Origin of the sequence: Psychrobacillus sp. FSL K6-1464, assembly GCF_038003145.1 — a bacterium.
In the GTDB taxonomy this organism is placed as follows: domain Bacteria; phylum Bacillota; class Bacilli; order Bacillales_A; family Planococcaceae; genus Psychrobacillus; species Psychrobacillus psychrotolerans.
Map to the genome: position 1 here is coordinate 2,217,762 of NZ_JBBOOP010000001.1, position 12,964 is coordinate 2,230,725.

The following is a 12,964-nucleotide window of genomic DNA, read 5'->3' on the forward strand; positions in this document are numbered from 1 at the left end:
CATTTATATATTGCAATTTGTTTTTGTGTTTGTTAAAATAATGCTTGTTGTATTAGAAAGAAATGTATCATCTCAGACCTATTTAGGAGGTGAAAGGTATGCCGAACATTAAATCCGCTATTAAACGTGTTAAGACAAATGAGAGATTAAACACTCAAAACGCAAAAGCAAAATCAGCAATGCGTACTGCTGTAAAAAAAGCTGATACTGCCGCTCTTAATAACGAAGAAAACGCACAAGATCTTATTAAAACTGCAATTCAACAACTTGAAAAAGCAGCTTCTAAAGGATTAATTCATAAAAACGTAGCTTCTCGTAAGAAGTCTCAATTAATGAAAAAAGCGTAATAAAAAAAAGACTATCCGATTTTTTTGGATAGTCTTTATTTTTTATTCCAAAGATTTTAATAGAATAAGATCTGATATTGAGCAGTGGGCGATGTTATTCTCCTCCACCTCCACCACAATCCCCTCCACTACCGCTATCTCCGTGAAAACTAGCGCTACTGCCGCTACTAATACCTATATTTCCACAATCCCCATTTCCTCCACCATAGTAACTCCATGCATAGGTGCTTGCTGATACGGTAACAGGTCTCTTATCTCCATAATGAGATTTTGGCTTCATCTTTGTAATTTCAAATAATGAGGGTAAAATACCGCCACCAATTAGTGACGAAATAAGGAAACTTGCTGTACTAAAATCTGTTGCTACTAATATAAATACTGCAAAGGTAGCAATGAGTCCAATGATGAGTATGAATTTAATCACTTCTAAGCTAAAACCCAGTTTAAATACTAAATAGATGAGATGGGCTATTTTATATACAACGGTAATAGCAATACCTGCAAAAATCACCATAAATACAATATTCATCTTTATCCCTCCCAATCGTAAATTTATAAATAATTGTACTAATTTACGTTAGAATATTCAAAAAGTTTCACAATTCCTTTACTATTATAAGTATTTTGCGGATGCTCGTTCTTTTTCATGCTAGAAGGGTGTGTGCTTCATTAATTTTTGACGTAAAAAAAGAAACCATTTTCAAATCCAATTGGTTTCTCATTCTCAAATACAGCTAAACCTACAAATTCATAAGAGGTAGCTTCACTAAAGTATACATATTTTATAGTTCACTTTAGCAAGGGTTTGCTTAACAAAGACTTTTTCCAAATAATTGTTGCCATTAGAAGCAAAATACCAACCATTGCTCCAATAAGTTGATCTAATAAAAGTTCTCCAGCTCTAAAATAACGAATTGTAAAAGTGCCTCCAAAAATAACAATAATCGTGCTAGCTAATTGAATAAAATAAGTATTAATTTTCATATTTATTCCTCTTTGAATCCATAACAGGTTTTCTACTTAAACCAAATACGGTGGCAGAAAAGATAAAAATAGCAGTACATAACCACATTGTAATTCCATTCAGTTGTCCATCAAAAAGAGTGATATTCGTCAAAATTATTATTTGCATCAAACATACTGAAATGAATAATACTAAGGTATATTTCATTTATATCCCCTCCTTAACTTTTATACGACTGAAAAGAGAATAAGTTACATTTTTATCTAATTCATCCATTACTTAAATAATTTCCAAACGTCTTCCATACTGTAACAAACTCTCATATGGGTCTCCATCTAAGTCAAAAATTTTACAAAAAGCAGGCTCAGTTTTCATACCTTCTTTTTTTAATCGTATTACTTCAGCTCTAATGTAGGGGAATTGTTCCAATAAAGCATTTTCAATTATCATATGTAGAAAAGCGTACTGTTTTTTTACGGGCTGCGATTGAGCGAATAATTCAAATTCAAACCCGCCAAATACAAATTTTGCTTTAACTACTGGGACCCCTCTGATTATTATCCTTTTTAAAAAGAATTTTTCTTTACCTCCATACAATGTTTCAATCTTTTTCTCATACAGCGATAAATCAGAGACATCCATTATAATATCTAAATCAGAACCTTCTATATCAATTCCAATGGGAAATGTACCACAAAGTGTTGGGTTATACTCCCTTAAGTCATCCATTATTCCTAAATTACTAATAGCATTATAAGCATTAATTTGTTTTTCATTTCCTAATTGTAAGTAATCTATTGTATTGAACATTTTAGGTCCCCCAAAAATAATTTTAGAGTCTTTTTTTCCATTAATTCAATAAAAACCCCTGTATGGAAACAAAGAAAATAAATATAGAAACCGCCATGAACATGTACCCTTCAAATCTTTTTCTGTCTTTCTGAAATTCAGATAAACCTGAGAGCAGCATAAACGCACCTAAGAAGAACATCATAAAAGGCAGTGACTCGAAATTTTTACTTAATAGACCGTAACTTGAAAAAACAATAATAATTAATGCTAATATAAATTTAGTTATTTTCATCAATTATTCCCCCTATTAACAGTTATGGAATCTCTTTCATCTACAAATTTCTCTATTTCAACAAAAACATCTCTAAGATGCGATCACGGTTTATATTGAGTGTCTTTAATTGCAAATCGACTGTTGCTAGATCATTCAGTGTTTGCAATAGTTTTTGTTCATTGTGAAGCATTGGGTGATCTATTAATAACTTCACTCGATATGGATGTACTTTCAACTGATTGGCAATCTGCTGTGCATGATAGCCTTTTTTCTTTAAATGACTAACTTGCACCATTAATCTAACTTGCGTTGCTATTAATGCATTTAGTTTCAATGGGTCTTCTTTTCGCTTTAATAAATCGTGATAAATTTCAATCGCAACACTCTTATTGCCCGAAAGATATGCATTTCCTAGTGTAAAAACATCCTGCTCTAATGTCCGAACTAAAAGCTTCTTGATAGTATCCACATCAATTTCTGGCTCTTCACCAACATATGTAGCTATTTTTGTTAGCTCCGTTTGCAGATGTACAAGATCGGTTCCTCCAAGTTCAATTAGGCAATCTATCGCCCCATCAGACATCGTTTTCCCATGGGAAGACAGTTCATGTAAAATCCACCCTTTTAAGTCATGAACCTGTAAACTAGCTGACTCTATTACATTTGCCGCTTGCTTCATTGCCTTGGTGATTTTCTTGCGTTCATCTAGTTTCTCATATGGTGCTATAAAAACGGTTATTGCCGATGGTGAAGGTGATTTAAGCCACTCTTCTAGACTCAATGTGTTATGAACTATTTTTTCTTTTCCTTTTTCCGTTGCTTTTAAAAAGAAAGCATTTTTGGCAATTACAAGTTTCTTATCTGAAAAGAAAGGAATAGTATCCGCCTCATACATCACCTCGTCTACTTTGCTTTCCTCCATATCAAAAGTGATCACTTCTAATTCGCCTTGGTCACTTAATTGTCTTTTAATTCTTTTTAAAGTTTCTTCGATAAAATACGCTTCTATCCCGTATAATAAATACACAGAAGAAATATTATTATTGGATATTTGCATCCACTTTTCTGAAATCATATTAAGTGCTCCCTGCTATGTATAGTTAAATTTCATTATATCGTAAATACATGGATAAATTGTGACATTATGTGCCTAACTAGAAAAAGAAAAGTTTGTTTATAGATTTTTCATAGGCAATCCTTTATAATAAGGTGGAAATAGGAGGGGTAACAATGAATGAATTTGAACAAAATGTCCAGTCGAAACGTAACGACGCGATCGATTCTGGTGTAGGTTTTGTAGTCTCCTTTGGTTTTTTTGCAATCATGTTTGTTATTGCAACAGTTATTGAGTTCGTAGCTCGATAAATTAAACTTCAATTAGTGAGATATTCTTCAATCATCCTGATTGAAAATGAAAAGGGTTTTGCCTTGTGAAGGTAAAACCCTTTTTTCGTTTACTTTATGGAATCATAACAGACATGTCTCCACTTTTATTAATTTTGACTTCGATTGTACCGTTCGTTCCCGTCTGTAAATAGGGAATATCTAATTTTCTTAATCGCTCCACTACTTCCGGATGAGGGTGACCATATCGATTCTCAAATCCAGCTTGGATAATCGCTACATCTGGTTGTACTAATGTCAAAAACTGTTCAATACTAGATGTTTTACTGCCGTGATGCCCCACTTTTAAGACATCCATTTGGTGTAATACATGTGAATAATACTCCACCAAATCCAACTCACCTTGTTCCTCTAAATCACCAATGAATAATCCATGAAAGTAATTATTTCTCATAGAAAGCACAAGGGAGTCATTATTTCCTTCATATATTTCATCCATTGGATATAAATATTGAAAGTGAAAATAATCTGAAACGATAATATCTCCTGCTTTCTTTTCGTATACCGGGATTCCTCGTTTCTCAATTTCCATCCACAAATCATTCATCACTTCCTTCTCCCCAGATCCCGGTGTAATATGAATTTCTTTAACTACTACTCCCCTCAATACTTCTTCTGCACCTTCCATATGGTCAGCATCTGCATGCGTAATAATTAACGTATCGATAGTATTGATCCCTTTTCCTTTTAAAAAAGGTAATACAACCTGCCGACCAATTTCATATGGTTCATTTGTTTGCTTCCAACTTTCTTGATCAAACCTTAATAATCCCCCAGTATCAATCATAATTATTTGTTTTCGAAAAGGCATTTCAATGAGGATGCAGTCACCTTGTCCGACATTTACAAAAGAAATTCTTGTAGAGGAATCGAAATAAGGTGAAATCTGAATGAATCCTATAACGAATAAGAATAAGATGATGCTTATAAACCTACTCTTTTTTCTTTCTAAAGAAACAAGTAAAAAACATACGCTTAAATATGCTATTAATACTATTTCAACAGCAGGTTTAGCCGGATTCCACATCTGGTATGGTAAAGTACCTAACTTCAAAATGAAGATATCTAGCACCCCTCTAGCAGGTTCATAGAAAAGAAATAATACTTCTGAGATGGACGGTAAAATAAAGGTTAGCAATAGAATCAAAAGATTGAGGGGTAAAATGACAAAAGAAAATAACGGAACAAAAACTAAATTTGCGAGAAAAGAAGAAATAGAAACTTCATAAAAGTGATAAAGAAGAATGGGATATACGATGAGTTGGCAAACTGCAGTAATAATAAAGGATTGAAATAAATAATAATGACTTGATTTCAATAATATGGAGGAGAAAATAAGGGAAAAAGCGGCTAAATAGGAGAGTTGAAAACCAATTTGGAATATAATCCAAGGTGTTAAAAAAACAAATCCGATAATACTTAGCGAAAAAGCATCATCTATAGCTATTTTTCTTTGTAAAAGCATTGAAATCAGTACAATTTCTGTCACCGAAACGGATCTCCAAACGGAAGGAGCTCCACCTGCAAGCAAAGCATATAAAGGTAAAGTAATTATAAGCAACCAGTTCGCTGTTTCTCTCCTTACACCCAAACGAATCATCATTTCATAGATTAACCAAACGATTAACGCAACATGGAGACCTGAAATAGCGAATAAATGGGTTATACCGAGCGTCTCATAGGCTGTTTGCATATCAGTGGACATCTGCTCCCTACTTCCTATTAGAAGCGCTTCAGCCTCTGCTTGGAGGGATATTGGGAAGTGTTCCTGGATATGTTGCTTCATTTTAAAACGTTGCCCTGCCATAAACGTTATAAAACCCGATTTCTGTTCAAGTAGTTCGTATTGAGATATCTGAAGTTGTCCAACAGAACCATTACTTTTTAAATAACTTTCCATATCAAATGCATATATATGTGCCTTAGGCCTATTAGGAGTTTCTTCTGTCACAACATTCATAGTCAAACCGGCAAGCGAATGTCTTTGGAAGGCTTCCTTATGTTGCTCACTTTCAAGTTTTAATTGAACATACCACTTATCCTTGTTCTCCGATATAGCAAAACCCCTCATAGTGCTCCCATTGATGCGATAAGTATCAGTCCATGTAATTTCAGTGACTCTTTCATCAGATGAAAGAACAGGCATCCTATCCTCCGTCCAAAAAAAGCAACCGACTCCAACGCTTAAAGCAATGACTATTAAAGATATCGGAAACTGTTTATATAAAAGCAGAAGTAGAATTATAATCAGGAATAAAAGGATAAGGGTAGATTCATATGCAGCTATTACACCGATTATAGCTGTTATTGCAATATATATTAAATTCCCACGGAAGTTGTTAATCCAAATAGGTCAGCCACCTTCTTTTCATATGGTTCCATTTCTTCACTACTGGCTCCTTTTTCTCTTAGCTTTGAAATCAGCTCTGCGTAAAGCGCAACTTTTTCATCACTTAGAAAGTCTATCTTTCTTTCATCAAAAGGCACATAAATAACCTCGACTCCAGCTTTGTTTAATAATTCAATGGCATAGGTGTTGTTTTTATAATCTTGAGCATAGTAGAGACGACTAATACCAGATTGAATAATCGATTTTGTGCATGGAAGACATGGGAAATGAGTGACATATAAGTCTGCGCCACTTACTGTAATCCCATACTTAGCGCATTGTAAAAGAGCATTCATCTCTGCATGTATCGTTCGAACACAATGGTTATCTACAACATAACATCCATGATCAATACAATGGTCGCCACCAGAAATAGATCCATTGTATCCTCCAGCCATAATACGGCGGTCACGAACAATCGTTGCACCAACAGCAAGACGTGTACATGTGCTTCTTAGTGCAAGTAAATGGCTCTGAGCCATGAAAAATTGATCCCAAGTAATTCTCTCCATATAATTACCCCCAAAATAATATTTCTTTAAGTGTAGTAGTTTGTGTAAGAAACATCAATAATGCATTTATTATTTTACCGTTATTAATGGTTCGAGTTTCTCAAATGTCTTTTGTCCAATACCTGTCACTTTAGTCAAATCTTGTTTGTCCTTGAAGGCTCCAGACCGCTCCCGATGAGCAATAATAGCCTCCGCCTTAGCAACGCCAATACCAGGTAAAGTAGTCAGAACTGTGGCATCTGCATTATTTATGTTCACTAATGATGACTGTGAACTGCCGTTAGTAGCTAAAGGTGATTCTTCTACTGCTTCGCCTTCTTTTGGAATATAAATAACCATTTCATCTTTTACACGCTCTGCATGATTGATATGTTTGGAATTACTAGACTCTATGTAACCTCCAGCCATTTCAATCGCCTTTAACACACGGTCTCCTTCAGAAAGCTCATAGACTCCTGGCTTCATCACAGCACCTTTTACTTCTACGAATACTATGGGGTCTTCTACATATTCAATTGTTTCTTCTACAGTAAGATTTTCTTTTAAAGGGATAGTTGGAATGGAATCGGCTTGGGGGGTTGCCGATTTTAAAAAGGATTGAATACTGATAAACAGTATTATTCCTATAACTACTACTGGGAGTAATAGCTTTTTCTTATATTTTTGGATGAATAGTTGGAGCAGATTTATCAGCCTCTTTCATAAGAGGTAATTATATGGAGTTAAGAAGACTATACTAAATTTACCTCTAGTTGAAAAGAGTTATTTTTATGGAAAAAAATAATCGAAATAAAACAATAAAAATAAATAGATATCGAGCGGGTAATCTAGTTGTCCATCATTAATCCACCGCTTATTTCCGTTACAATACACTTTCATGCTTTGGAGGTAGAGCAACGACGCAGAAACTAGTGAATAAAAAAACTGGATAAAAAGACAACCGAACTTCTAAAAAATAGAAACGTAGATATGCCGTTGATTTCCGCTCCGAGTGGACGCTTTCTGTGGGCACGGGAGTCGCCGCTCTGCGCTCTAATCAACTAGATCCATTTTTTATATTCGGATAATTGGATATAAAACCACGTAAATGTAGGTGCATTATATTAAAATAAATAATGATCCGTAGTGACGAGGAGGCTGAAGCCAAGCCCGTGGAAAGTGACCACCTGAGACCGAAATCAGTAGTATTTCTCTTTCTTTCAAGCCCTATAAAACCAGTGTTTACAAGACGTTTTTATTTATTTCCTTTAAAAAAAGAGCCTGATAAAGGGCTCTTTTTCTTATTTCACAGCGTGGATAAACCATCTATCCACTTCTTCTGAAGGCTTTCCAAAAATATCATCACGCACATTCACGGAAGAAAATCCTACTTTTGCAAGGAGATTAGTAAAAGTTTCTATGGAATACGTACGTTGATAATGGGATTCTTCAAAGCGTTCATAATAACCTGATTCATCACGAACAAAAAAAGTAATATCATGATAAATAGAATGCTCCTCTACCCCTGGTTCCGTATGCCAAAGATAAGCAACTTCCTCATCTTCGTACGTAAAAGGACCATTTGGGTAAATTACATCCATTTTATAAAGTGAATGGACATCAAAAAACAATTGTCCATTTGGATTTAAAGAAGCAAACAAACGTTTAAATGTCTGTTCCACTTCTTCTAATGTCTCTAAATAATTTAGAGAATCTATAGCAATAACCGCTACATCTACCTCATCTACACCTTCAAGATCCGCCATTGACTGACAGATAAAAGTGATGTCCGTTCCATTTTCAAAGCTTCGATTTTGAGCAACTGTAAGCATAGAATCTGATAAATCTACACCTATAACCTCATATCCTGCTTTAGCAAATTGGATACTAAGAACCCCTGTTCCACAGCCAATATCGACTAATCTTTTGGGTGTATTCAGCGGAGCATTCGATTGTACCCATTCCGCATATTTATTGTACGGAATGTCGGACATTAATGAATCATAAATATAAGCAAATTGTTCATAGGTAGACATTAAGCATCTTGCCCAACTTCGATCATTGGTGCATCTCCCCAAAGTCTTTCTAAATTATAATAAGCACGTTCATCTTTGTGGAATACATGTGCTACAACGTCACCCATATCGACTAAAATCCATCTTGCTTCATCAAAACCTTCTAATCGTTTCACTCTAAATCCTGCTTTGAAAGCTTGGTCCTCTAGTTCTTTTGCTATAGCTTGAACTTGACGATCTGAGTTTGCATGACAGATTAAGAAGTAATCAGCAAGTAAAGAAACTCCTTGCATATTTAATACGACAATATCCTCTGCTCTTTTATCGTCCGCTGCTTTAAAAGCGATTTCTACTAATGAATTTGAAGATGTCATTCTTTCACTTTTCCTCTCTGTTGTATCAAATCATTGTAACAATGAAATGAATCCGGAAATACCGGTTGTTTTTTTTCTATTAAAAATGAAATACTATGCTTTATACAACTGGTCATCGCGTCTTCTAAATCGATCTTTGCTTTTTCCCGTAAAGGTTCGACTCCAGAAAATTTCCGACTAGGCTCTATCATATCTGAAACATAAATTATTTTTTCTAACTTGGACATACCAGCTCGACCTGTTGTGTGGAACTCAATAGCTTTCAATATATCCTCGTCCGCAATTTGAAATTCTGTTTTAGCAACATAACTTCCAACAGGAGCATGCCATAATTCATGATTAAAATCCAATAATACCGGATTCATATTTTGTGAAACAATGATAGACCTCAGCCATTCTTGTTCGGCGTACTTTACACTATCATGTAAAATTCCCGCAATCTCTGCTTTTTCAGGATCTTCTCCATACAACTCGGCTAATTGAATAGCTGTTTCAGCTACACCCCTTGTATGTATAAAACGCTTTTCAGGCATTCGACTTTTCATCTGCTCCAGTAAATATTCATGCTTCATATAACTTCTCCTCTCGGATGTATTCTCGAACAGCATCACTTATAAGAAACTTGGTAGTTTTGCCGTGTGTTATTCGATTTCGTACGGTCGTAGAAGATATATCGATTTGAGGTATCTCTATAGTTACTATAGGATATGCAGTTTCGAGCGATTTATTTGGTCTTGGCACTCCTACTAAATGCACATTTTGAATAAGATCTTCGATTCGATACCACTTAGGTAAATCCTCCACTTGATCTCCACCGATAATAAAATAGAAATCAGTTTCTGGTTCACGTCTTCTAAGAAGTTCCATCGTATCAAAAGTGTAAGATGTACCACCTTGATCGATTTCAATCGTTTCTATTTTTAACTTCGGCACGTCTTGTATTGATAATTCCACCATAGTTCGACGTTGCTCAGCTGTGACTCTATTTTGAATTTCTTTATGAGGAGGGTTAGCATTTGGCATTAAGCACACTTCATCTAGGTTCAACGCGTGGAGTACTTCATTTGCAATGATTAAATGTCCAATATGCGGCGGGTTAAAAGTCCCACCTAAAATCCCTACTTTTTTTCTCATGCACGACTCGCTTTTGGAAGCTCGATTCGTTTGTTATTTTTAGATGGTTTATAAAGCACTACCATTAAACCAATCAGTTGCACTAGCTCTGCTCTAGTACCCTTTGCAAGTGCTTCTGCCACTTCCTGCTTATCTTCTTCACAGTTTTGTAAAATACTAATTTTAACTAATTCACGAACTTCTAGTGCTTCTCCGATTTGTTTAATCATCGCATCGTTCACTCCACCTTTGCCGACTTGGAAAATCGGGGATAGATTGTGTGCTTGACTACGTAAAAATCTTTTTTGTTTACCTGTTAACATAATTTCCTCCTATTTGCTCTATCAATTGTTGGATCATCCCGTCAGTATCAGGCTTGGTTCCATTCCAATATGAGAAGGCCAGTGCTCCTTGATGTACAAGCATTCCTAGACCATTAATTGTTCGAACATTGTTTTTCTTCGCTTCCTCTAGAAAAGGGGTAACTAAAGGATTATATACGATATCTGCAACAATTGCATTCTCTTTTAACCGATTTAGTTGAATTGGTAAGGATGCTTCACTAGTTTTCATGCCTAATGACGTCGTTTGAACAACGATATCAAACGTGTCTAATGTGTTTTCAGCTTCTTCCAGAGTCAACGCCTGTCCGGTCTGTAGTTCTTCCACAAGTACTTTGGCCTTTTCTAACGTTCTATTCGCTATCGTTAGCTGTGTATAACCAAGACTTTTGAAAGCATGAGCTATTCCGCGTGCAGCTCCTCCAGCCCCAATCAACAATATATTTTGCTCAGGTAAAATGGATCCGAGGGATTCAACAAAACCTAATCCATCGGTATTAAACCCAACATATTTATTGTCTAATGTTTTCACAACTGTATTTACTGCTCCTATTCCTCTTGCAGAATCATCTATTTCATCCAGAAACGGAATAATTTCTTCTTTAAAAGGTACAGTTACATTCCAACCACTACATCCTAAAAGCTTTAAAGACTTAACTGCTTGCTCTAAATTATTTTGTTCAACATGTATTGGAATATAACTTGCATCTATATCTAGCTGTTTTAACCATGTTTCGTGCATTGTAGGTGAAAAGGAATGTGATATCGGATTTCCTATTACAGCAAACCATCTTTTCAAATCTATCCCTCCTATATTAATGATGGACGAATAGACACTTCAACACCTGCTGGGGCATGTGCAGCTACAATTACTCCACCCCGTTGTACAGTAATCCACCCTAACCCTGAAAATACAATATCAGTTTTGTCATCTTTAATCTTAAATTCATGACGAACTAATGGAGGTAATAGATCTGCAAACTCCTCACTCGGTGGAGATAATAATTTACCTTTATGCTCTTTATATAAATTATCGGCATTTTCTAATTTAGTACGGTGAATTGGAATATCATTCGCTATATGACAAGTAAATGCTGCTCGTTCACCTTTGATAAAGTCAAAACGAGAAAGTCCGCCTAAATATAATGTTTGTTCGCTATTTAGTTGGAATACTTTTGGTTTGATTTCTTTTTTAGGTGTTATATATTTTAACTCCGATGAGTCTAGGTAATGCGCCATTTGATGGTGATTAATAATACCAGGAGTGTCAAATAATGATTTTTTATCATCTAATGGAATTTCAATCATGTCTAATGTAGTTCCCGGGAAATGCGATGTCGTAATAATCGCATCCTCTCCAGTAGCTTGTTTTATAATGCGATTAATAAAAGTCGACTTCCCAACATTTGTACAACCAACAACATAAACGTTTTCACCTTTTCTATAGTGCTCGATAGCTTCCATAGCTTCTGGCATGCCTGTTCCTTTATGCGCACTCACAAATAAAACATCTATTGGAGACAAACCTAATTTTTTAGCTTCGTGTTTCATCCAATTGATGACTTTATTCTTTTTCACTGATTTAGGTAATAAGTCGGCCTTATTAGCGATTAGCAAAATAGGGTTATTTCCAACAAAACGATGCAATCCAGGTAACCAACTACCATTAAAATCAAAAATATCTACAATCTTAACGATTAACCCTTTTTGCGTTCCTAAACTGTTTAAAATTCGAAGAAAATCATCATCTGTTAAAGAAACTGGTTGTAATTCATTGTAATTCTTCAATCGGAAACAACGCTGACATATAATATCTTCTTTTTCTAAAGAAGATAATGGTGCATAACCAGGTTCTCCTAGTTTTTCTGTTTGAATAGTTGTACCGCAACCGATACATTTTGGTGCTTCTGTCACGCTTCTTCCTCCCATGTAACTTGTCCTTTTTTGTCCAAGTAACTAAAAATTCTTCGTTCTACTATGCGGTTAAACTTAGTCACAAATCCATCTGATTTCGCAACCGGAATGACTAATATCGTATGAAGCTTTAATCTGTTGCCACCAAATACATCGGTTAATAACTGATCTCCAATGACTACCACTTCTTCTCGTTTAACTGACATAATACTTAATGCTTTAAGAAATGCTTTTCCAAGTGGTTTACGTGCCTTAAATATGAATGGAATTCCAAGTGGGTCAGCAAAGGATTTAACTCGTAACTCATTGTTATTAGAAACAATCGTTACTTGAATTCCTGCAGCTTTAATACTTGCGAACCATTCGATTAATTTAGGGGTAGCATCAGGTCGATCCCATTCAACTAATGTGTTATCTAGATCTGTAATAATTGCCTTAATCCCTTTTTCTACTAACAATTCAGGGGTAATATGAAAGACACTTCTTACAAATTCACTAGGTATAAGATATGAATACAAAGACGAACACTCCAATTCGAGGCTTTTT

At 35.2% G+C, this 12,964-nt stretch carries 19 protein-coding genes; 2 read left to right on the plus strand and 17 right to left on the minus strand.

Annotation, left to right across the window (positions count from 1 at the left end; translation table 11 throughout):
- Positions 1 to 98: 98 nt before the first annotated feature.
- Entirely contained in the window at positions 99 to 347 is a 249-nt protein-coding gene (gene rpsT, locus MKX39_RS11200; RefSeq protein ID WP_093538488.1) for a 30S ribosomal protein S20, read from the plus strand.
- Between the two features lie 94 nt (positions 348 to 441).
- On the opposite strand, the gene MKX39_RS11205 is transcribed toward rpsT, so the two are convergent.
- The 6 genes from MKX39_RS11205 to holA form a co-directional block, all read right to left on the minus strand.
- Positions 442 to 876 carry a hypothetical protein gene (locus MKX39_RS11205; RefSeq protein ID WP_340769611.1) on the minus strand — a complete coding sequence of 145 codons (435 nt, stop codon included), beginning with the start codon at positions 874 to 876 and terminating at the stop codon, positions 442 to 444.
- Between the two features lie 260 nt (positions 877 to 1,136).
- Positions 1,137 to 1,331: a hypothetical protein gene (locus MKX39_RS11210; protein WP_093538486.1), complete on the minus strand. Its 195-nt coding sequence runs from the start codon at positions 1,329 to 1,331 to the stop codon at positions 1,137 to 1,139.
- Positions 1,321 to 1,518 carry a hypothetical protein gene (locus tag MKX39_RS11215; protein WP_093538485.1) on the minus strand — a complete coding sequence of 66 codons (198 nt, stop codon included), beginning with the start codon at positions 1,516 to 1,518 and terminating at the stop codon, positions 1,321 to 1,323. Before MKX39_RS11215 ends, MKX39_RS11210 begins: the two co-directional genes overlap by 11 nt.
- A gap of 72 nt (positions 1,519 to 1,590) precedes the next feature.
- Positions 1,591 to 2,121, minus strand: a complete 531-nt coding sequence (locus MKX39_RS11220; RefSeq protein WP_340769612.1) for a DUF4269 domain-containing protein — start codon at positions 2,119 to 2,121, stop codon at positions 1,591 to 1,593.
- 40 nt (positions 2,122 to 2,161) lie between these two features.
- Positions 2,162 to 2,395 carry a DUF3953 domain-containing protein gene (locus MKX39_RS11225; RefSeq protein ID WP_093538483.1) on the minus strand — a complete coding sequence of 78 codons (234 nt, stop codon included), beginning with the start codon at positions 2,393 to 2,395 and terminating at the stop codon, positions 2,162 to 2,164.
- Between the two features lie 52 nt (positions 2,396 to 2,447).
- Entirely contained in the window at positions 2,448 to 3,452 is a 1,005-nt protein-coding gene (gene holA, locus MKX39_RS11230; RefSeq protein WP_340769613.1) for a DNA polymerase III subunit delta, read from the minus strand.
- Between the two features lie 155 nt (positions 3,453 to 3,607).
- Here holA and MKX39_RS11235 point away from each other — a divergent pair, with 155 nt between their 5' ends.
- A complete protein-coding gene (locus tag MKX39_RS11235; protein WP_090563866.1) occupies positions 3,608 to 3,742 on the plus strand; it encodes a YqzM family protein in 135 nt (44 codons plus the stop codon).
- A gap of 94 nt (positions 3,743 to 3,836) precedes the next feature.
- Here MKX39_RS11235 and MKX39_RS11240 read toward each other — a convergent pair whose 3' ends face one another.
- From MKX39_RS11240 to MKX39_RS11290, 11 genes are all read right to left on the minus strand, one after another.
- Positions 3,837 to 5,927 (minus strand): DNA internalization-related competence protein ComEC/Rec2, encoded by a 2,091-nt coding sequence (locus MKX39_RS11240; protein ID WP_340769614.1) that lies wholly within the window; start codon positions 5,925 to 5,927, stop codon positions 3,837 to 3,839.
- A gap of 173 nt (positions 5,928 to 6,100) precedes the next feature.
- Positions 6,101 to 6,682 carry a ComE operon protein 2 gene (locus MKX39_RS11245; RefSeq protein ID WP_093538481.1) on the minus strand — a complete coding sequence of 194 codons (582 nt, stop codon included), beginning with the start codon at positions 6,680 to 6,682 and terminating at the stop codon, positions 6,101 to 6,103.
- 69 nt (positions 6,683 to 6,751) lie between these two features.
- Positions 6,752 to 7,375, minus strand: a complete 624-nt coding sequence (locus MKX39_RS11250) for a helix-hairpin-helix domain-containing protein (RefSeq protein WP_340771423.1) — start codon at positions 7,373 to 7,375, stop codon at positions 6,752 to 6,754.
- A 587-nt stretch (positions 7,376 to 7,962) separates the two neighbouring features.
- Positions 7,963 to 8,697 carry a class I SAM-dependent DNA methyltransferase gene (locus MKX39_RS11255; protein ID WP_340769615.1) on the minus strand — a complete coding sequence of 245 codons (735 nt, stop codon included), beginning with the start codon at positions 8,695 to 8,697 and terminating at the stop codon, positions 7,963 to 7,965.
- On the minus strand, positions 8,697 to 9,050 hold the full coding sequence (rsfS, locus tag MKX39_RS11260; RefSeq protein ID WP_093537072.1) for a ribosome silencing factor: 354 nt from the start codon (positions 9,048 to 9,050) through the stop codon (positions 8,697 to 8,699). The genes MKX39_RS11255 and rsfS overlap by 1 nt, the downstream gene beginning before the upstream one ends.
- Complete coding sequence (gene yqeK / locus MKX39_RS11265; protein ID WP_093537071.1) at positions 9,047 to 9,622, minus strand: bis(5'-nucleosyl)-tetraphosphatase (symmetrical) YqeK; 576 nt, start codon at positions 9,620 to 9,622, stop codon at positions 9,047 to 9,049. The genes rsfS and yqeK overlap by 4 nt, the downstream gene beginning before the upstream one ends.
- Positions 9,612 to 10,184, minus strand: a complete 573-nt coding sequence (locus MKX39_RS11270; protein ID WP_340769616.1) for a nicotinate-nucleotide adenylyltransferase — start codon at positions 10,182 to 10,184, stop codon at positions 9,612 to 9,614. The genes yqeK and MKX39_RS11270 overlap by 11 nt, the downstream gene beginning before the upstream one ends.
- Positions 10,181 to 10,486: a ribosome assembly RNA-binding protein YhbY gene (gene yhbY, locus MKX39_RS11275; RefSeq protein ID WP_093537069.1), complete on the minus strand. Its 306-nt coding sequence runs from the start codon at positions 10,484 to 10,486 to the stop codon at positions 10,181 to 10,183. Before yhbY ends, MKX39_RS11270 begins: the two co-directional genes overlap by 4 nt.
- Positions 10,473 to 11,303 (minus strand): shikimate dehydrogenase, encoded by an 831-nt coding sequence (gene aroE, locus MKX39_RS11280; RefSeq protein ID WP_340769617.1) that lies wholly within the window; start codon positions 11,301 to 11,303, stop codon positions 10,473 to 10,475. Before aroE ends, yhbY begins: the two co-directional genes overlap by 14 nt.
- An 11-nt stretch (positions 11,304 to 11,314) precedes the next feature.
- Positions 11,315 to 12,418 (minus strand): ribosome biogenesis GTPase YqeH, encoded by a 1,104-nt coding sequence (gene yqeH / locus MKX39_RS11285; protein WP_093537067.1) that lies wholly within the window; start codon positions 12,416 to 12,418, stop codon positions 11,315 to 11,317.
- A complete protein-coding gene (locus MKX39_RS11290) occupies positions 12,415 to 12,936 on the minus strand; it encodes a YqeG family HAD IIIA-type phosphatase (protein ID WP_093537066.1) in 522 nt (173 codons plus the stop codon). The genes yqeH and MKX39_RS11290 overlap by 4 nt, the downstream gene beginning before the upstream one ends.
- Positions 12,937 to 12,964: the final 28 nt, after the last annotated feature.